The sequence below is a fragment of the Brevundimonas sp. TWP2-3-4b1 genome (assembly GCF_049897665.1).
Lineage (GTDB): Bacteria > Pseudomonadota > Alphaproteobacteria > Caulobacterales > Caulobacteraceae > Brevundimonas > Brevundimonas subvibrioides_B.
In genome coordinates, this window is the sequence record NZ_JAFCWQ010000026.1 from 1 (window position 1) to 17570 (window position 17570).

18 protein-coding genes and 1 pseudogene are annotated in these 17570 nt (G+C 67.4%); 12 read left to right on the forward strand and 7 right to left on the reverse strand.

The window, feature by feature from the left end; genetic code table 11:
* Window positions 1-493: 493 nt before the first annotated feature.
* On the reverse strand, window positions 494-1999 hold the full coding sequence (locus ACP7A5_RS15480; protein ID WP_426042784.1) for a serine hydrolase: 1506 nt from the start codon (window positions 1997-1999) through the stop codon (window positions 494-496).
* 293 nt (window positions 2000-2292) lie between these two features.
* On the opposite strand from ACP7A5_RS15480, the gene ACP7A5_RS15485 reads away from it, so the two are divergent.
* Entirely contained in the window at window positions 2293-2784 is a 492-nt protein-coding gene (locus ACP7A5_RS15485) for a phasin family protein (protein WP_426042749.1), read from the forward strand.
* Between the two features lie 86 nt (window positions 2785-2870).
* Here the strand turns inward: ACP7A5_RS15485 and ACP7A5_RS15490 are convergent, their stop codons facing one another.
* Window positions 2871-3557, reverse strand: a complete 687-nt coding sequence (locus ACP7A5_RS15490) for a hypothetical protein (RefSeq protein WP_426042750.1) — start codon at window positions 3555-3557, stop codon at window positions 2871-2873.
* Window positions 3558-3648: 91 nt separating this feature from the next.
* Window positions 3649-4947: a S8 family serine peptidase gene (locus ACP7A5_RS15495; protein WP_426042751.1), complete on the reverse strand. Its 1299-nt coding sequence runs from the start codon at window positions 4945-4947 to the stop codon at window positions 3649-3651.
* 130 nt (window positions 4948-5077) lie between these two features.
* Between ACP7A5_RS15495 and ACP7A5_RS15500 the strand changes: the two genes are divergently transcribed.
* The 4 genes from ACP7A5_RS15500 (at window position 5078) to clpA (ending at window position 9032) form a co-directional block, all read left to right on the forward strand.
* Entirely contained in the window at window positions 5078-5557 is a 480-nt protein-coding gene (locus ACP7A5_RS15500; protein WP_426042752.1) for an RNA polymerase sigma factor, read from the forward strand.
* On the forward strand, window positions 5554-6303 hold the full coding sequence (locus ACP7A5_RS15505) for a hypothetical protein (RefSeq protein WP_426042753.1): 750 nt from the start codon (window positions 5554-5556) through the stop codon (window positions 6301-6303). Before ACP7A5_RS15500 ends, ACP7A5_RS15505 begins: the two co-directional genes overlap by 4 nt.
* 71 nt (window positions 6304-6374) lie before the next feature.
* Window positions 6375-6707 carry an ATP-dependent Clp protease adapter ClpS gene (gene clpS / locus ACP7A5_RS15510; RefSeq protein ID WP_303694323.1) on the forward strand — a complete coding sequence of 111 codons (333 nt, stop codon included), beginning with the start codon at window positions 6375-6377 and terminating at the stop codon, window positions 6705-6707.
* A gap of 12 nt (window positions 6708-6719) precedes the next feature.
* Window positions 6720-9032 (forward strand): ATP-dependent Clp protease ATP-binding subunit ClpA, encoded by a 2313-nt coding sequence (clpA, locus tag ACP7A5_RS15515; RefSeq protein ID WP_426042754.1) that lies wholly within the window; start codon window positions 6720-6722, stop codon window positions 9030-9032.
* 193 nt (window positions 9033-9225) lie between these two features.
* On the opposite strand, the gene ACP7A5_RS15520 is transcribed toward clpA, so the two are convergent.
* Entirely contained in the window at window positions 9226-9534 is a 309-nt protein-coding gene (locus ACP7A5_RS15520) for a CsbD family protein (RefSeq protein WP_426042755.1), read from the reverse strand.
* A gap of 152 nt (window positions 9535-9686) precedes the next feature.
* Here ACP7A5_RS15520 and ACP7A5_RS15525 point away from each other — a divergent pair, with 152 nt between their 5' ends.
* The 4 genes and pseudogenes from ACP7A5_RS15525 (at window position 9687) to ACP7A5_RS15540 (ending at window position 11634) form a co-directional block, all read left to right on the forward strand.
* On the forward strand, window positions 9687-10052 hold the full coding sequence (locus ACP7A5_RS15525; protein ID WP_426042756.1) for a phage holin family protein: 366 nt from the start codon (window positions 9687-9689) through the stop codon (window positions 10050-10052).
* Window positions 10053-10120: 68 nt separating this feature from the next.
* Window positions 10121-10672, forward strand: a complete 552-nt coding sequence (locus ACP7A5_RS15530) for a DUF2239 family protein (RefSeq protein ID WP_426042757.1) — start codon at window positions 10121-10123, stop codon at window positions 10670-10672.
* Between the two features lie 235 nt (window positions 10673-10907).
* Window positions 10908-11270 (forward strand): annotated as a pseudogene (locus ACP7A5_RS15535) (endonuclease domain-containing protein); the annotation flags it as partial.
* Window positions 11271-11409: 139 nt separating this feature from the next.
* Entirely contained in the window at window positions 11410-11634 is a 225-nt protein-coding gene (locus ACP7A5_RS15540) for a DUF2239 family protein (RefSeq protein ID WP_426042758.1), read from the forward strand.
* Window positions 11635-12266: 632 nt separating this feature from the next.
* Here the strand turns inward: ACP7A5_RS15540 and cobS are convergent.
* The 3 genes from cobS to ACP7A5_RS15555 form a co-directional block, all read right to left on the reverse strand.
* Entirely contained in the window at window positions 12267-13271 is a 1005-nt protein-coding gene (gene cobS / locus ACP7A5_RS15545; protein ID WP_426042759.1) for a cobaltochelatase subunit CobS, read from the reverse strand.
* A gap of 59 nt (window positions 13272-13330) precedes the next feature.
* Complete coding sequence (locus ACP7A5_RS15550; RefSeq protein WP_426042760.1) at window positions 13331-13759, reverse strand: organic hydroperoxide resistance protein; 429 nt, start codon at window positions 13757-13759, stop codon at window positions 13331-13333.
* 169 nt (window positions 13760-13928) lie between these two features.
* Window positions 13929-14603 carry a J domain-containing protein gene (locus tag ACP7A5_RS15555; protein WP_426042761.1) on the reverse strand — a complete coding sequence of 225 codons (675 nt, stop codon included), beginning with the start codon at window positions 14601-14603 and terminating at the stop codon, window positions 13929-13931.
* Between the two features lie 45 nt (window positions 14604-14648).
* Here ACP7A5_RS15555 and ACP7A5_RS15560 point away from each other — a divergent pair, with 45 nt between their 5' ends.
* The 3 genes from ACP7A5_RS15560 to ACP7A5_RS15570 all read left to right on the forward strand — a co-directional run bounded on the left by ACP7A5_RS15560 (window position 14649) and on the right by ACP7A5_RS15570 (window position 17493).
* The gene (locus tag ACP7A5_RS15560) at window positions 14649-14948 is read left to right on the forward strand and encodes a BolA family protein (RefSeq protein ID WP_426042785.1); all 300 of its coding nucleotides are present in this window, start codon (window positions 14649-14651) and stop codon (window positions 14946-14948) included.
* 78 nt (window positions 14949-15026) lie between these two features.
* Complete coding sequence (locus ACP7A5_RS15565) at window positions 15027-16862, forward strand: ATP-binding protein (protein ID WP_426042762.1); 1836 nt, start codon at window positions 15027-15029, stop codon at window positions 16860-16862.
* Between the two features lie 94 nt (window positions 16863-16956).
* Window positions 16957-17493, forward strand: coding sequence for an RcnB family protein (locus ACP7A5_RS15570; protein ID WP_426042763.1), 537 nt, complete (start codon window positions 16957-16959; stop codon window positions 17491-17493).
* Window positions 17494-17570: the final 77 nt, after the last annotated feature.

Below are 17570 nucleotides of genomic sequence, written 5' to 3' on the forward strand. Positions count from 1 at the left end.
CTCGAAGAACGCCCACTCCGCATCCGACATCAAACCACGAACCATGGCTGCTCTCCGCAAAGAACAGCCTTGAATCAGCGATCAGCTGATTTGGGAATCCACTTTGTCCACATCACCTAAGCCCACGACGGGCGGAGGGTGTCAGGTCCCTCCGGGCTCCACGGTTTGTCAGCCCGGCGACGACCTGCATCCGCGCCGGTTCGTGCCTCCACGGATCCAGGTCGTCGCCGGATCAGGGTCCTCGGCCGCGCGCAGCGATGCAGTTTGGCTGCTACGCGCCGCCCTTCGGGTCCCGCTCGATCGCGCCCCCTCGCACGTCCGGGTCCTGGGCCCAGGACGCCTTCCCCTCGCGACGGGACGGGAGAAGTGTACGCCCGATCTGGAGGGCGCCTGGTAAAAGGGCTCTAAAAAGTTCAGACTATTGAAATCGTTGGGCGATTCCGGACGTCCGTTGATGGGTATGGGCCCCTGCGCAGGCGGAGAGGGGCCGGTGTCAGCCGCCGGGGCGGACGACCATGCAGGTGACCCGGCGTTGGGCGAGGGCTTCGCAGGCGGACTGTGCGGCGGCCTCGGTCATGCCGGTGAAGCGTGAGCGATGCCATCCGGCGGCGCTGGCGACGCTCCGTTCGGCGGCCGTAAACTGGGTGCGGAAGCGGCGATTGACTTCGGTCAGCCAGTTGCGGGCCACGGTTTCGTCGCGGAAGGCGCCGACCTGGACGGACCAGCGGCCGGCGGGCGGCGTCGCGGCGGGGCGAGGCGGATTGGCGACGGCGCCGCGGTTCAGGCTTGAAGGCGCGCCGGGAGGGGCGACGCCGCCGTTGAGGCTGGCGGTCAGGTTGCCGGTTCTGGGAGCCGGGATCGCCTCGGCGCGGCGAACCGGCGGCGTGGCGGCGGGCGGGACCGGCGTCGCGCGGGTGTAGCCCGGCGGCGAGGCGGTCGGAGCAACCGGTTGGGACGCCGGCAGGGGCAAGGAGGCGTAGGCGATACCGCTGGAGCCCTGGCCTTCCTCGACCTCGGCGGGGGCGCCGTTGAGGGCTGCATAGGCGACGGCGCCGCCCGTGTCGGGGCCGCCGATGCCGAACCCGCGCGCCTCGAAGAAGGCCTGGGCCACCTGGATGCGCTCACCGGCGGCGCGACGGTTCTCGACCTCGAAGCCGGTGTCCATCAGGGAGGCGACATGGGCGTTGCGCGTCGGGCTGGACCGGCCGCCAAGCACGATGGTGATGACCCGCTTGCCGTTGCGGACCGCCGAGGCCGCGAGGTTGTAGCCAGAGGCGTTGGTGAAACCGGTCTTGATGCCGTCATAGCCGGCACCGCTCAGCAGCAGGCCGTTGGTGTTGCGATACTCGCGGCCCTGATAGTTCCAGTCGTGCAGGCCGAAGTAGCTGTAATACTGGGGGTAATCGCGCATGATGGCGCGGGCGAGGATGGCGAGGTCGCGGGCCGAGGTCAGTTGGCGGCTGTCGGGCAGGCCGTTCGGATTGACGTAGCGGGTCTGGGTCATGCCCAGTTCCTCGGCCTTCAGCGTCATCATCGAGGCGAAGCGGGCCTGGGACCCCCCGATCTCTTCGGCGAGTGCCATGGCCATGTCATTGGCCGAGCGGACGGCCGTGGCGCGCATGGCGTCGTCCAGACGAATCGTCTGGCCGGCGGCGAGGCCCAGCTTGGACGGCGGCTGGGAGGCGGCGAGCGGCGAGACGGTGATGACGTCGTCCAGCGTCGCCGTACCCTTTTCGAGCGCCTCGAACACCAGATACAGGGTCATCATCTTGGTGATGGAGGCCGGATAGCGACGGCTGTCGGCGTGGCGGGCGAACAGGACCTCTCCGGTGCCGGCGTCGACGACGATGGCGGCGTAGCGGCTGTTCTCGCCCGACTGGGCCTGAACCCGGCTGACGCCGAGGCCGGCGAGGCCGACCAGAAGGCTGAGCGCGCAAAGGCCTGCGACGACCCTGTACAGGGTGGGGCGACGGAGTGGGGTCGATCCGGTACGCATCATCGCCAAGCGAAGCCTCTTACATCCGTGACGCGGCGACGGCCCCCCGGCGCGACGCAAGTTAAGACCGTAGCATGAGGGCCGCAGGTTTCACGGTGGTTAAGCAGGTATCAACGCGGATTTGAACGAACCAATCCTGACACGCGAACAGGTGAACAGCGATAATATGGTGCACTGCACAAAAGTTCTTGACCCGTGTTCGCGCCTGCACCATAAGAGCCTCGTCGATCCGGGACTTGTCCGGGGAGAGCACCATTCAGGCGGGCCAACCGCTACATCAGGTTCAGGAGACCACCATGGCTGACAGCACCGAAACCGTGAAGAAGACCATCGAGCAGGCCACCGCGACCGCCAAGGTTCAGGGCGAGCAGTTCAAGGCCCAGGCCGAACAGCTCCAGGCCAAGGGCACGCAAGCCCTGCGCGAAGGCGTCGAGAAGACCTCGGCCACTATGGCTGAACTGTCGGTCCAGTCGAAGCAGAACCTGGAAGCCCTGACCGCTTCGGCCACCGCCGCCCAGAAGGGCGCCGAGGCCCTGTCGGCCCAGGTCGTGTCCTACAGCAAGACGAGCTGGGAAAACGGCGTCGCCGCCGCACAGACCATCTCGCAAGCCCGTTCGATCCAGGAGCTGATCGAGCTGCAGACCAACTTCGCCAAGTCGGCGATGGAAACCTACCTCTCGGAAGTCACGAAGATGACCGAGACCCTGACCGGTTCGGTCAAGGACAGCTTCAAGCCCATCAACGAGCGCGTCACCGCCTCGGTCGAGAAGTTCCAGGCTGCCCGCTAAGGCGACCCGACTTTTTCCCGTCGCGTAACGAAAAGGCCCCCCGGAGCGATCCGGGGGGCCTTCTTCATGCGCGTTTCCGTGGGGGATCAGTCGCGACGCGCAGAGCCGGAAGCGGTCGCGCCCGCCGAGACCGATGCGCCGTTGCGGTTTGCCGAGGCCGCACCGTTGAAGCCGCCGGCGCCGTTGAGGGCGCGCGTACGGGCCGGGGGATCATTGGCCACGGGCTGCGGATCGGCTGCAGGGGCTGCCGCCTGGTCGTCGGACACCGGGCTGGCGGAGCCTTGCTCGACAGGAGGAGCCGAGCCGAGGCCGCCCTGGCCGGCGCCAGAGGCTGAGCCCGAGAGCGCGCCATTGCTGAAGGCGGCTGCGCCGTTCAGGGCGCTGGAACCCTCGCCCTGCAGCGACCCGGCGCGATTGAGCGTTCCGCCGAGGGCGCCCTGGCCGTGGGCGGCCGCGGTTCCGGCCCGGTCGCCGGCGCGGGAGGCCGCAGCGGCGGCGCGCACCTGGGCGGCCTGGGTGCGGCGTTCGGCGCGGGTCAGACCGTCCGTGGCCCGATCCCGCAGCCGCGACGCGTCGAGGCCGCCGGTCAGGGATCCGGTCCCGCCGAAGGAACCGGCTCCGCCCAGCCCTCCGAGGCCTCCGCCCAGTCCGCCGCCGAGACCGCCGCCGAGACCGCCGGTCAGTCCGCCCGATCCGTCGAGGATCTGGGCCTGTGCGCCGCCGGCCAGGGCCAGGCCGAAGGCGACGGTCGCCAGGGTGAGTGTCTTGTTCATGTCAGGATCTCCTGTGGCTCATGGGGCGTGACGCCCGCACAGGGTCCAACGACGGGCCGCCCCGGTTTCATCCCGGGCGGGCGACGATTTTTCAGCGCGACAACCGGCCTCGCGCGCCCATGGCGTCCGGAGCGACGCGCGACCGGGCGCCGACCAGACCCGCGCCATAGACCGGATCCCGGCCGCGTTCGCCGAGGTCGACGGCCGTCTCCGCCAGGGCCGCGACGGCCTCCCGGGCCAGAAGACCCGCCACGATGGGGGCGGCGAAGGAGGAACCGCGCACGGTCGTCCAGCTTCCGGCCGGGCCGGCGGCGGACATGTCGGCGCCCGGGGCGGCGAAATCGACCTGGGGCCCGCGCGCGGCCTCGGGCAGGGCCCGGTCGCGTGCGGTGACCGCGGTCACCCCGACCACGCCTTCGTAGGAGGCGGGGTAAAGGGGCGGGGCGGCCGGACCGTCGTTGCCGACGGCGGCGACCAGGGTGACCCCGCGCGCCTGGGCCCCCGCGACGGCGCGATCCACCAGGGCGTTGCGGGGGCCGACGAGGCTGACGTTCACGACCGTGGCGCGCTGTTCGACCATCCAGGCCAAGGCCTGGGCGAGGCCGGTGGAGGTGCCGCCGGCCGCCTGTGCGCCGTAGATGTCGGCCACCATGATGTCGGCGCCGGGCGACCCGCCTGCGAAGGCGCCGCTGTGGCCGATCATCAGGGAGGCGACAGCCGTGCCGTGGGCGCCGACCCGGGCGGGGCCGGCGAAGCCGCGCTGGGTGACGCCGGATCCGGTGAAGGCCGGGTGGGTGACGTCGATGCCGGTGTCGATCAGACCCAGCCGGGCGTTCGTCGCCTGGGGACCGGCCGCGGCGAGGCCGCCGGTCGCGCCCAGGCGCTCCATGCTCGCCGGAACGTGGACATGGTTGAAGGCGATATCCGTGTCGGGCGCGATCTGGCGCAGGTGGTTCACGGCGCGCGAGAGCGACGTCCGGCGCGGCGGCGAGAGCACGGTGGCGGAGAGGCCGAGCGCCTCCAGCGGCTCCTCGCGGAGCACGGAATACCCCGCCGCCAGGGCTCGGGCCCGGGCGTCGGACGACAGGTCGATGGCGACGATCTCTCCGGCGGCGACGGGCCAGCCGAGCGGATCGGCCTGGAGCGCGCCACGCGAGCGGCGGATCAAGTCGTCCAGCCGGGCCGGCGCCTGAAGCGCGCGGTCCAGAGTGCGATCGATCAGATCATCGCCCACGCGCGGCAGTCGATCCATGAGGGCGGACGGCAGGGTCGGCAGGGCGGGACCGGGCAGGCCGCCCAGCTGCGCCCATGACGGGGTGGCGACCGCGAGGGCCGCCAGCGCCAGGCATCCTGCGATCCCCTTGGCTGCAATCCGTCTGGCCAGAGCCATCGTCTTCCTTTCGTTCATCGTGCGCGGCACGGCCTTGCATTCGTCCTATGCCATGGATGAAACGAACGGGGCCGGTCGTTTCATCCGACATGGACGAGGTAGGGGTTTGGACGAATTTCAGACGGGGCTTGTGGAGCTGCTTCCGCGCCTGCGTCGCTTTGCGCGTGTTCTGCGGCCCCACGATGCGGATGCGCAGGATCTGGTCCAGCAGACCGTCGAGCGGGCGCTGGCGTCGCGGTCGAAATTCAGGGACGACACGCGGCTCGACAGCTGGACCTTCACAATCATGAGACGGATCGCGATAGACGAAGGCCGATCGATCCTGCGCTGGGGCAGGGTGGTGGCGGCCGAGGACGACGCCACCGTCCGGGTGGCGGACCCGAGCCAGGCCGACGAAAACCTTCGCGCGGACGCCCTGGCGGCGCGTGACGCCATACACGCCCTTCCGGACGATCAGAGGCACGCCGTCGCCCTGGTGCTGGTCGAAGGGCTTTCCTACGCCGAGGCGGCCAAGGTGCTGGGCGTGCCCGCAGGGACGCTGACGAGCCGGTTGGTCCGGGGCAGGCAGAGCCTGATCCAGACCCTGGCCGAACAAGGAGTGACCGGATGACCCGGCTGGACGACGAAATCCTGATGCGCCGGGTCGACGGCGAACTGGGCCCGACGGAGGCGGCGGCCGTGGATGCGGCGGCAGAGGCGGACCCGACGATCGCCGCCTGGATTGCGGCACTGCGGCAGACGCGGACGGCGGCGGCGGGGGCCTTCCCGGCCGCGACAGATGCGCGCGACCGGGATCTGGCGCGGTTGATCGCGGCATCGAGGCGGGCGTCGCCGTTCGAAAGCATCGGCAGGGCTCTGGCGGAGGCGTTGGCGCCGCGCCGGGCGGTCATCTGGGGCGGACTGGCGACGGCGGCCTTCGTCGGCGGGCTGGCGCTGGGGCCGCTGCTGGGTGGTCGTTCCGAGGGTCTCCGTGTCGAAGGCGGGGCGCTGGCCGATGCAGGTCTGGTCCGGGTGCTGGACACGCGACTGAACGCCGACGGCGCTGACGGAGCGGGCCGATCCGTTGGGCTGACGTTCAGGGATGGGGAGGGGCGTTGGTGCCGGACCTTCCAGGCGGCTGAGGCCGGGGTGGCGGGCCTGGCCTGTCGGCGCGACGACGGCTGGGCGATGCAGGTGCTGGCGCCGATGGCCCCCTCGTCGGGCGATATCCGGATGGCGGGGAGCGATACGCCCGAGGCTGTGCTGGACGTCGTCGATGCGACGATCGCGGGCGAAACTCTCGGCGCGGCTGATGAAGCGCAGGCGCGAAACGGCGGATGGCGCCAGCGCTCCGCGGGCGTTTCACGACAGCCGTGACTGGACGCGACTCCAAAACCGGCTGACACTTCCTACATAGCGTTTCGACTCCCCCGAAATGACGGACGACGATGCCAACCAAAAGGCCAGGTGAAGGACAGGATCAGGGCTTCGGCGCTGGCACCATCACCGAAACGAAACCGAAGCTTCAGAAGCCCTCGCTGTATCGGGTGCTGATCCTGAACGACGACTACACGCCGATGGAATTCGTCGTCTATGTGCTGGAGCGGTTCTTCCAGAAAAGCCGCGAGGACGCGACCCGCATCATGCTGCATGTGCATCAGCATGGCGTCGGTGTGTGCGGCGTCTTCACCTACGAAGTGGCCGAAACCAAGGTCGCCCAGGTGGTCGAGACGGCGCGCCGTCACCAGCACCCGCTGCAATGCACTATGGAAAAAGACTGAGAGGATCTCCCCATGCCCTCGTTTTCGCGTCCTCTCGAAGAGACCCTGCATCGCGCGGTCTCCTACGCCAACGAACGCCGCCACGAGTATGCGACGCTCGAACACCTGCTGCTGGCCCTCATTGATGACAATGACGCCAGCGGGGTGATGAAGGCCTGCAACGTCGATCTGGTCGCGCTGAAGACGGCGCTGACGCTCTATGTCGACACTGACCTGGCTGCGCTCGCCACCTCGGACGGCGAGGACGCCAAGCCGACCGCCGGCTTCCAGCGGGTGATCCAGCGTGCGGTGATCCACGTCCAGTCCTCCGGCCGCGAGGAGGTGTCCGGCGCAAACGTGCTGGTCGCCATCTTCAGCGAGCGCGAAAGCCACGCCGCCTATTTCCTGCAGGAGCAGGACATGACGCGCTACGACGCCGTCAACTATATCGCCCACGGCATCGCCAAGAAGGCGGGAATGAGCGAGCAACGTCCGGCCAAGACTGCCGGCCAGTCGCCGGAGGAGGCCGAGGACGCCGCCGCCGTGAAGTCGGGCGGCGAGGCGCTGGAAGCCTATTGCGTCGACCTCAACGAAAAGTCGCGCAAGGGCAAGATCGACCCGCTGATCGGCCGTCATGCCGAGGTGGACCGGGCGATCCAGATCCTGTGCCGCCGGACCAAGAACAATCCGCTGCTGGTCGGCGAACCCGGCGTGGGCAAGACCGCCATCGCCGAAGGCCTCGCGCTCAAGATCGTCAACCACGAGGTCCCGGCCGTGCTGGAAGGCGCGACCATCTACAGCCTCGACATGGGCGCGCTGCTGGCCGGCACCCGCTATCGCGGCGACTTCGAGGAGAGGCTGAAGCAGGTCGTCAAGGAGCTGGAGAACCACGAGAACGCGATCCTGTTCATCGACGAGATCCACACGGTGATCGGCGCGGGCGCGACCTCGGGCGGGGCGATGGACGCGTCCAACCTGCTCAAGCCCGCCCTGGCGTCCGGCACTCTGCGCTGCATGGGGTCGACGACCTACAAGGAGTATCGCCAGCACTTCGAGAAGGACCGCGCCCTGGTGCGTCGCTTCCAGAAGATCGACGTCAACGAGCCGACGGTCGAGGACACGGTGAAGATCCTCAAAGGGCTGAAGACCGCCTACGAGAGCCACCACAGGCTGCGCTACACCGATGCGGCGATCCGCTCGGCCGTGGAGCTGTCGGCCCGCTACATGACCGACCGCAAACTGCCCGACAAGGCGATCGACGTGATCGACGAGGCGGGGGCGTCGCAGATGCTGCTGCCCGAGAACAAGCGCAAGAAGGTCATCGGCCAGAAGGAGGTCGAGGCCGTCGTCGCCAAGATGGCGCGCATCCCGCCGAAGTCGGTGTCGAAGTCCGACACCGAAGGTTTGCGCGAACTGGAGAAGGACCTGAACCGCGCCGTCTTCGGTCAGGACTCGGCGATCGAACAGGTGGCCTCGGCCATGAAGCTGGCCCGCGCCGGCCTGCGCGATCCGCAAAAGCCGATCGGCTCCTTCCTGTTCGCCGGCCCGACCGGCGTGGGCAAGACCGAGGTGGCCAAGCAACTCGCCGCCACCCTGGGCATCGAGTTGCTGCGCTTCGACATGTCGGAATACATGGAGCGGCATACGGTGAGCCGCCTGATCGGCGCCCCTCCGGGCTATGTCGGGCATGACCAGGGCGGGCTTCTGACCGACGCCGTCGACCAGCATCCGCACGCCGTGGTCCTGCTGGACGAGATCGAGAAGGCCCACCCGGACGTCTACAACATCCTGCTCCAGGTCATGGACAACGGGATGCTGACGGACGCCGTCGGCAAGAAGGTCGATTTCCGCAACGTGGTCCTGATCATGACGACCAATGCGGGCGCGGCGGACAATGCCCGGGCCTCGATCGGCTTTGGCCGCGGCAAGGTCGAGGGCGAGGACGAGAAGGCCATCCAGCGCCTGTTCGCGCCGGAGTTCCGCAACCGTCTGGACGCGGTGGTCTCGTTCAAGGCCCTGCAGCCCGAGGTCATTCGTCAGGTGGTGACCAAGTTCGTCCTGCAGCTGGAAGCCCAGCTGGCGGACCGCAACATCACCATCGAACTGTCCGACGACGCGGCCGACTGGCTGGCCAAGAACGGCTTCGACGAACTGTATGGCGCCCGCCCCCTGGGCCGGGTCATCCAGGAGAACATCAAGAAGCCGCTGGCCGACGACATCCTGTTCGGACGCCTGACGCGCGGCGGCCATGTGAAGGTCGAGCTCAAGGACGGCAAGATCGTCTTCGACATCAAGGCCGCCTCGGGCGGCCCGGTGAAGGAGACGGTCGACGGCGAGGCGGTCTGAATCATTCCTCCCCCATCGGGGGAGGGGGACCACGAAGTGGTGGAGGGGGCAGGCCGCAGACGGTGAGTTTGCGGTGAGCCCCCTCCGTCACGTCGCGAAGCCGCTCCGCGCCACCTCCCCCGATGGGGGAGGATTAGAATAACAAAAAGGCCCGGGAGCGATCCCGGGCCTTTCGTTCGTCCGGGGGCGGACCCTAGTAGCGGCGGCGGCCCGAGCCGGCCATCAGGAAGGCGATACCGGCGAGGATGCCGGTGGTCAGCAGGGGCTTGCGGCGGGCGAAGTCGAGGCCGGTCTTGACCGGGCCGCGGAGGTCTTCCGGGGCGCGGTCGGACAGGGTCTCCAGCTGGTCGATGGCGCGGCCGTAGTAGTCGAGCGCCTTGCCCTTCACCTCGTCGAACTTGCCTTCGAGCTGGAGCTTCGTATCGCCCGTGAGATTGCCAAGGCCGCTTTTCAGCTTGCCGTTCACGCCGGTGGCGGCGCCTTCGATGCGTTCGTCGGTCATGGGATCGTCCTTCAGATGGGGTGTGCCGGGGAGGCGTGTCCGTTTAGCGCGCGCGAACCGTTCAGGTTCCTCGCACAGGGATGGTTGCGAGGGCGGTTATGCAGGACGATATCAAGCGTGAAAATAATGGCGAAACCGGGAGCAAGACGACGATGCTGAGATTCATCCTGCAGGCAGTGGTGACGGGGCTGGGGCTGTGGCTGGCGGCGTATCTGGTGCCGGGGGTGGAGTTCCTGTCGACCGGGTCGCTGATCGCGGCGGCGGTGCTGCTGGGGCTGGTCAACGCCATCGTGCGGCCGGTGCTGGTGTTCATCACCTTCCCGCTGACGGTGATCACCTTCGGCCTGTTCCTGCTCGTCGTGAACGCCGCGACCATCGGCCTGGTGGCCATGTTCCTCGGCGGATTCGTGGTGGAGGGTCTGTGGGCAGGCGTGGGCGCGGCGATCGTGACGGGGGTGGTCAGCTGGATCGCCGGCTCGATCGTGCCGGACGAGCGGCCGCCTGTCGTTCGAGATTAAACCCGGACGATATTGACGTCGAGGTTTCGCCCGGGCAAATCGGACCTCCTTATCGAGGAGCGCCCGTCATGTCCGCCGCCACAGTTCAGTCCTGCACCGCCTTCGCCGGCCACCGGCGGATCGCCTCCGGTTCGCCGCGCGAGATCGTGGGGGCGGTGAAGGCGGCGGTCGAGGCGGGCGAGAGCGTGCTGGTCTTCGACGATGCCGACGTCCGGCCGGTCGAGTTTGACCTGCGCGGTGACCTGGAGGCCGTGCTGGGGCGGCTGGCGCGGCCGGTCGAGGAGAAGCGGGGGCCGGGGCGGCCGAAGCTGGGGGTGACGGCGCGCGAGGTCACCCTGTTGCCGCGCCACTGGGACTGGCTGGCCGGTCAGCCCGGCGGGGCGTCGGTGGCGCTGAGGAAACTGGTCGAAGCGTCGCTGAGGGAAGCCGAGGGGCCGGACCGGGTGCGCAAGGGCCGGGAGGCGGCCTATCGGTTCATGACCGCCGTGGCCGGGGACCTGCCGGGCTACGAGGAGGCGACGCGGAGGCTGTTCGCAGGGGACGCGGCGGGGTTTGAGGCGGCGGTGGCGGGGTGGCCGGAGGGAGTGCGGGGGTATGCGGCGGGGTTGGTTGTCCCCTGAAACACGCAACCCCGCCAAGCTTGTTAGGGCCTTGGCGGGGTCGGCCGGGCGAACCCGTGAGCGGCCGGGCCAGAGTAGCACAGGTCGGCGTCGATGGCGCTCCAGAGCCCTTCTCCCCTTGCGGGAGAAATTGGCCGAGCGGAGCGAGGTCGGATGAGGGGTCGCACCGGACTCTCGACAGAAGGCGACGACGATGTTTCCATAACCTATGGGGGAATAGCTTGAGCAACGTGCGCGGGCAATGCGGCAGGAACCGGTTCTGTACGAGCGCCGGCTTTGGAAGCTGCTGCGGGACCGGCGACTGGCCGGGCTGAAGTTCCGTCGCCAGTTCATCATCGGCCGGTATATCGTCGATTTCATCTGTCTGAGGCACAGGCTTATCGTCGAGGCCGACGGCCCTCACCACGACGATCGGGCCCAGGACGCCGCGCGGGACGAATGGCTGAGCGCGCAGGGATTTCGGGTGCTGCGATTTCCCAACCAGCAGATCGAGAACCGCAAACACGAGGTCGTCGGCACGATCCTCGCCGCGGCGGAGGCGAGGGTGACCGCGGGCCCTTCTCCCCCTGCGGGAGAAGGTGGCAGCCCGAAGGGCTGACGGATGAGGGGTCTCCCGGACGGCGGGAGTCATCGGCCGGCCGTGGGCCGCTCGCCGGTCCCGGCGGTGCGACCCCTCATCCGACCTCGCTCCGCTCGGCCACCTTCTCCCGCAAGGGGAGAAGGGCTGGATTTGTCGGATGGATGCGACGACTGCCACTGACCCGCTTCACAACCTGACAACGGGCGACCTGCCGGGCTACGAAGAGGCGACGCGGAGGCTGTTCGCAGGGGACGCGACGGGGTTCGAGGTGGCGGTGGCGGGATGGCCGGACGGGGTGCGTGATCACGTCCAGATGCTGGGCGGGCGGACGTGGGAGAATGGGCTCTCAGAGACGGGGGCAACTGTTGCCAAGCCTGCTTGAGAATCATGACAGCGTGGAACAATGGCGTTGCCGGTACAAATCGTAGGCGAGGGCATCGATTGGCCAGCTTGGGTTCAGGCTGTCGGGTCCGTCCTAGCGATTCTAGTGGCGATTGGGTTGATGGCGCTAGAGCGCCGTCACGCCAACCGTGAGAGCCGGTCGGCGCGAAACGAGTTCGTTTTTCTTGGATTGTGCTCGTGAGGCAGGCTGAGGATTTGATCTCAGACATCGAGAAAGGATTTGCAGCCAACAATTTGACGATCGATCCCTGCAGTTTCAACGATGTCTGCTCAACGCTGGATCGACTACCGCTCGAACGAATGCCGTCCGCCGAGTTTGTCCTTGCATAGGTCAACGTCCGTCGAAGCCTCGCGTCTTATGGAGTGGGCTACGAAACGGCACTCCGATTGCACGGAACCTCTGCGGGGCGAAGAAAACTGGACGCGGGTCTTGAGACTCATCTCTTCAACGCGGGGCGGGCGGTCAAACTTCAAGTAGAGCGCGTCGTCGCAGAAGGCGCTCGGCTCGGCGTGAAATTGGAATACAGACGCCCCTCAGACATTGATGCGAACATCAAAGGACTGAAACGCCAAATGCACGGCCATTAAGGTAGGTTGGCCGCAGGAGCCTTCCTAACCCACCTTCACTCGCGTCGCCGCCTCGGGGAGGTCTTCCCCGAACGCGCGCTGGTAGAATTCCGCGATCGTCGGCCGTTCCAGCTCGTCGCACTTGTTCAGGAACGTCAGCCGGAAGCTCAGCCCGATATCGCCGCCGAAGATGGTGGCGTTCTGGGCCCAGGTGATGACCGTGCGCGGGCTCATGACCGTCGAGATGTCGCCGTTCATGAAGGCGTTGCGGGTCATGTCGGCGACGCGGACCATGGCGGCGATGGCGCGCTTGCCGTCGGCGGTGTTCCACTCGGGCGCCTTGGCGACGACGATCTCGGCCTCCACGTCGTGGTCGAGGTAGTTCAGGGTGGTGACGATGTTCCAGCGGTCCATCTGGCCCTGATTGATCTGCTGGGTGCCGTGGTACAGGCCCGAGGTGTCGCCCAGACCGATGGTGTTGGTCGTGGCGAACAGGCGGAACCATTTGTTGGGGCGGATCACCCGGTTCTGGTCCAGCAGGGTCAGGCGGCCCTGGGCCTCCAGCACGCGCTGGATGACGAACATCACGTCGGGGCGGCCGGCGTCGTATTCGTCGAAACACAGGGCGATCGGGCGTTGCAGGGCCCAGGGCAGCATGCCCTCGCGGAACTCGGTGATCTGTTTGCCGTCTTTCAGGACGATGGCGTCCTTGCCGACCAGGTCGATGCGGCTGACGTGGCTGTCCAGGTTCACCCGGATGGTCGGCCAGTTCAGCTTGGCGGCGACCTGTTCGATATGGGTCGACTTGCCGGTGCCGTGATAGCCCTGGACCATGACGCGACGGTCGAAGGCGAAGCCGGCGCAGATGGCCAGGGTCGTCTGGGGGTCGAACTTGTAGGCCGGATCGGTCTCGGGGACATGGCTGTCGACCGTGTCGAACCTGGGCACCATCATGTCGGAATCGATGCCGAAGACCTCGCGCACGGAGACCTTGCGGTGGGGTTCTAACGTCAGCAGCGGATCGGGGGTCGCGTCGGGGAGAGGAGCCATGGGCATCATCTAGAGGCGCCGCGCGCGCGGCTCAACACGCGCGCGGCCCGGTGCGTCAGTTATTCCGCCGACAGCTCCACGTCGACGTTGCCGCGGGTGGCGTTGGAGTAGGGGCAGACCTGATGGGCGGCCTGGATCAGGGCGTCGATGGTCGCCTTGTCGAGGCCGTGGTCGGTGACCTTGATGGCGATGTCGAGGTTGAAACCTTCGCCGCGCGTGCTGGGGCCGATGCCGACGGTGGTGTGAATTTTCGTGTCGGGGCCGACCGGCGTGCCCGCCTTGCCCGAGACCAGACGCAGGGCGCCCATGTAGCAGGCGGCATAACCGGCCGCGAACAACTGTTCGGGATTGGTGCCCGCGCCGCCCTTGCCGCCCATCTCGGCGGGGAGGGACAGTAGGACATCGATCTTGCCGTCGTCGGTGGCCGAGCGGCCTTCGTCGCGGCCGCCGCCGGTCGAGGTGGCGTGAGCCTTGTAGAGGATGTTCATGGAGCGCTCCTGGGTGGGGGGACCACTTAGGTAGTGTCTCCTCCCTGTCGCGCCAGCGATGGGGGGTGGAGACGGATGGGTTCTGGACGGCGGCACGCCACCCCTCCGTCAGCTCACGAGGGCTCGCTTCTGCGTCCCCACTGGTGCGCGGCAGGCAGGAGACCGGGTTTCAGCTGGCCAGACCGGCCTTCTTCAGCGTCTTGTAGGCCTTGATGACGCGCTGGAGCTTGGCTTCGGCGCCGCGGTCGCCCTGGTTGAGGTCGGGGTGGAAGCGTTTCAGCAGCTCATGATAGCGCGCCTTGATGCCCGCCTTGTCGGTGCGGAGGTCCAGATCGAGGTCCGCCAGGGCCTGACGCTCCAGCTTGCCGATTCGCAGGGTGTCTTCCTCGTTGACCGCCTGTTCGCGGACCCGGCGACCGAACAGGCCGAAACTGTCCTGCCACGACCCGGCGGCGCCTTCCGCCCGGGTCGTACCCATCTTCGAGGCGAAGGCGGCGGCTTCGCGCGAATTCTTGCCGGCCTTCATTTCCCAGGTGGGACGGCCGCCGGTCATGGCCTCGTTTTCCTTGGCCGCGCGAACCTGGGCCTCGTTCATGCCGGCGTAGAAGTTCCAGCTCTTGTTGTACTCGGCGGCGTGCGGCTGGCAGAAATCATAGAAATCGTTCAGCCGCTCGCGCGACTTCGGCGCCCTGGCCGTCGAGGCTTTGAGACAATCGGGCCAGTCGCACGGCTTCTCGCCGGGCTTCAGGTGCAGGACATCGGCCGCGGCTTCGGCTTCGCCGGCCTTGGGCGGTTTGATCCGCATGTCTTTGAAACGGGGTTTGTACTCGAATGACGCTGGCATTGATCTCAGTGTAGGGTCGAATTGGTCACCATCAAGGAAACCGACATGCCGGAAGGCCCTATCGCGTCGATTATGCGGGAAAAACTCACATCCGCGCTCTTGCCGACACGGCTGGAGCTCGAAGATGACAGCGCCCGGCACGCCGGACACCATCACGAAGGTGGATTGGACGCCACGCCCGGCGGCGAGAGCCACTTCAACCTGACTATCGTGTCGGAGGCCTTCGCGGGCCTGGGGCGGGTGCAGCGTCAGCGGGCGGTGAACGCCGTGCTGACCGACGAGCTGGCGGGGACGGTCCATGCGCTGTCGATCAAGGCCCTGACCCCTGATGAAGCCGGGGGTTGAGGAGAAACCACCGTTCACTTCGTCTTAGAAGGTTCGTCATAGCGTCGCCCCCGGGACTCTCAGGGATGGCGCGAACGTATGGTTGGATCCGAGGATATCGGCAAAAGCCTCGACTCGGGTCGCTCGGCGGGCGTCAGCGCCAGCGAGGCTGCGCAGGCCCTGACGGCGATCCTGCAAACCCAGTATCTGCGCTACATCATCATCGGCAGCTGGGCGATCGGCCTGCTGGGCACGGTCGGCTGGGTCGAGGCCATCATCTGGTTCATCGGTACGATCGGCGCCGGCGCGATCCGCGGCAAGGTCGAAAAGGGCATGGCGGGTCGGGTTGATGCGGGCTGGGGCCTGCTGTTCCCCGCTGTCGCCACCGTGACCACCGCCGCCTGGGCCTCCGCGCCCCTGATGGCGTGGTTCTCGCCTCATCCGTTCGGACATCCGCTGGCCGTGGCCCTGCTGGTCAGCGGCTATGTGCTCGTCTTTGCCCAGCTGAGAAGCTCGCCGAAACAGGCGATCGTGATCTCGTCGCCCTATACGGTGGCGGCGCTTATCATCGCGGCCAGCCTGTGGGGCGGGCCGCTGTTTTGGCCGTTCCTGGCCATCCTGCCCTTCACCTCGGCCGGGATGTTCGTTCTGGTGACCATGACCATGCTGCGCGAGGAGCGGATTCGCGCCTTCCAGGAGCATCAGGCCCACCTGATCGAGGAACTGCAGGGCGCCCGCGACAAGGCCGACGCCGCCAACCAGGCCAAGTCGAACTTCCTCGGCGTCATTTCGCACGAACTGCGCACGCCGATGAACGGCGTGCTGGGCGCGGCCCAGTTGCTGGGCGCGACGCGGCTGGAGACGACGCAGCGGGAATATCTGTCGATCATCCGCAACTCGGGCGACAACCTGCTGAGCCTGCTGAACGACATCCTCGACATGACCAAGATCGAGGCCGGCAAGATGACGTTCGAGAGCATCGACGTCTCGCTCGAGGATCTGCATCGCCGCGTGACGGGCCCGTTCGTGGCCCAGGCCGAGGCCAAGGGGCTGGAGTTCCGCTCTACCTTCGTCGGCGAAACGCCGGCCGTGGTGAAGGGCGATCCCTTGCGCGTGTGCCAGGTGCTCCAGAACCTGCTGTCGAATGCCGTGAAGTTCACCGACGCCGGTGTGATCGAATTTCGCACCGAATCCACCCGCATCAACGACCGCCGGGTGGCCTTCACCTTCTCGGTGACCGACAGTGGTTCGGGCATTGCCGAGGCCGATCTCGAACGTCTGTTCCAGCCCTTCACCCAGGCCGACGCCTCGTCGACCCGCCGGTTCGGCGGCACGGGCCTGGGCCTGACCATCGCGCGGCGCATGGCCAACATCATGGGCGGCGACATCACCGTGACCTCCACCGTGGGTCAAGGCTCGACCTTCACCCTGGTGGTCGAGGCGGACGTGGTCGAATGGCAGGCCTTGACCGAGGCCGAGGCCATCGATGCCGAGGTCGGCGACGGGGAAAGCCTGAACGTCCTGGTGGTCGAGGATCACCCGGTCAACCGCATGATCCTCGAAGCCTGGCTGGGTTCGGCGGGCCACGCGACCGTCACCGCCGAGAACGGTCAGATCGCCGTCGACATGGCGGGCCAGCAGCGGTTCGACCTGATCATCATGGACGTCAACATGCCGGTCATGGACGGTCTGAGCGCCACGCGCCTGATTCGCACCAGGGGGCCGAACGCGGAGACGCCGATCGCGGTCCTGTCCGCCTCGGCGCGAAACGAGGACCATCAGGCGGGCCTCGAAGCCGGCGCCGACGCCTATCTGAACAAGCCGATCGACTTCGCTGCCCTGGCCCGGCTGATGCAAAAGGTGCACGGCGGCCGGACCGGTGTGCGCGCGGCGGCAGAGGTGGCCGAATCGGGCGAAACGGCGGCGGCCGCCTGAACCTGAGGTGAGCGGCGTCGTTCAGGCCCGGCTCAAACGCCGGATACTAATGTGGGGGGAAGTCGGAAGTCCCCGACCATTAGGAGAGTTCGCCGTGAAAAAGTTCACCACCGTCGCACTGGCCGCCCTGATCGCGGCCGGCAGCATGGGTGTCGCCTCGGCCGCCGACGCCCAGTCGCGCTACGACCGTCAGGATCGTCAGGAACACCGTCAGGACCGCCACGATGATCGTCGTGACGACCGACACGATGATCGTTCGGATCGTCGTGACGACCGTCGGGAATGGCGCCAGGACAACCGTGACGACCGTCAGGAATGGCGCCAGGACAACCGTGATGACCGTCGCGAATACCGTCAGGACGTTCGAGCCTATGACCGTTGGCAGCGGTCGGAGCGCCGTTACAACGCCGGTCGCTATGCCCCGCCGCGTGGCTATCAGGTCCGTCAGTGGAGCTATGGCCAGCGCATTCCGAGCTACTATTCGCGAGGCTATGTCGTGAATGACTACAACCGTTACGGCCTGCGCGCGCCGCCGCGTGGATACCAATACGTCCGCTCGGGTAATGACGTGGTCCTGGCCTCCGTCGCCGGTGGCCTGATCGCCGCCGTAATCGCGGGTCTGTTCAACTAGTTTGATCCCCGCTTGATGATTGCGCCCCGGAGGGACACTTCCGGGGCGTTTTCGCGCGATCAATCACCGTGCACCCC

Bases quoted from the DNA above. Each gene is read 5' to 3' on its own strand.
- ACP7A5_RS15480 (WP_426042784.1), bottom strand. From the start codon at position 1,999: ATGATGCGTACCGGATCGACCCCACTCCGTCGCCCCACCCTGTACAGG.
- ACP7A5_RS15485 (WP_426042749.1), top strand. From the start codon at position 2,293: ATGGCTGACAGCACCGAAACCGTGAAGAAGACCATCGAGCAGGCCACC.
- ACP7A5_RS15490 (WP_426042750.1), bottom strand. From the start codon at position 3,557: ATGAACAAGACACTCACCCTGGCGACCGTCGCCTTCGGCCTGGCCCTG.
- ACP7A5_RS15495 (WP_426042751.1), bottom strand. From the start codon at position 4,947: ATGGCTCTGGCCAGACGGATTGCAGCCAAGGGGATCGCAGGATGCCTG.
- ACP7A5_RS15505 (WP_426042753.1), top strand. From the start codon at position 5,554: ATGACCCGGCTGGACGACGAAATCCTGATGCGCCGGGTCGACGGCGAA.
- clpS (WP_303694323.1), top strand. From the start codon at position 6,375: ATGCCAACCAAAAGGCCAGGTGAAGGACAGGATCAGGGCTTCGGCGCT.
- clpA (WP_426042754.1), top strand. From the start codon at position 6,720: ATGCCCTCGTTTTCGCGTCCTCTCGAAGAGACCCTGCATCGCGCGGTC.
- ACP7A5_RS15520 (WP_426042755.1), bottom strand. From the start codon at position 9,534: ATGACCGACGAACGCATCGAAGGCGCCGCCACCGGCGTGAACGGCAAG.
- ACP7A5_RS15525 (WP_426042756.1), top strand. From the start codon at position 9,687: ATGCTGAGATTCATCCTGCAGGCAGTGGTGACGGGGCTGGGGCTGTGG.
- ACP7A5_RS15530 (WP_426042757.1), top strand. From the start codon at position 10,121: ATGTCCGCCGCCACAGTTCAGTCCTGCACCGCCTTCGCCGGCCACCGG.
- ACP7A5_RS15540 (WP_426042758.1), top strand. From the start codon at position 11,410: ATGGATGCGACGACTGCCACTGACCCGCTTCACAACCTGACAACGGGC.
- cobS (WP_426042759.1), bottom strand. From the start codon at position 13,271: ATGGCTCCTCTCCCCGACGCGACCCCCGATCCGCTGCTGACGTTAGAA.
- ACP7A5_RS15550 (WP_426042760.1), bottom strand. From the start codon at position 13,759: ATGAACATCCTCTACAAGGCTCACGCCACCTCGACCGGCGGCGGCCGC.
- ACP7A5_RS15555 (WP_426042761.1), bottom strand. From the start codon at position 14,603: ATGCCAGCGTCATTCGAGTACAAACCCCGTTTCAAAGACATGCGGATC.
- ACP7A5_RS15560 (WP_426042785.1), top strand. From the start codon at position 14,649: ATGCCGGAAGGCCCTATCGCGTCGATTATGCGGGAAAAACTCACATCC.
- ACP7A5_RS15565 (WP_426042762.1), top strand. From the start codon at position 15,027: ATGGTTGGATCCGAGGATATCGGCAAAAGCCTCGACTCGGGTCGCTCG.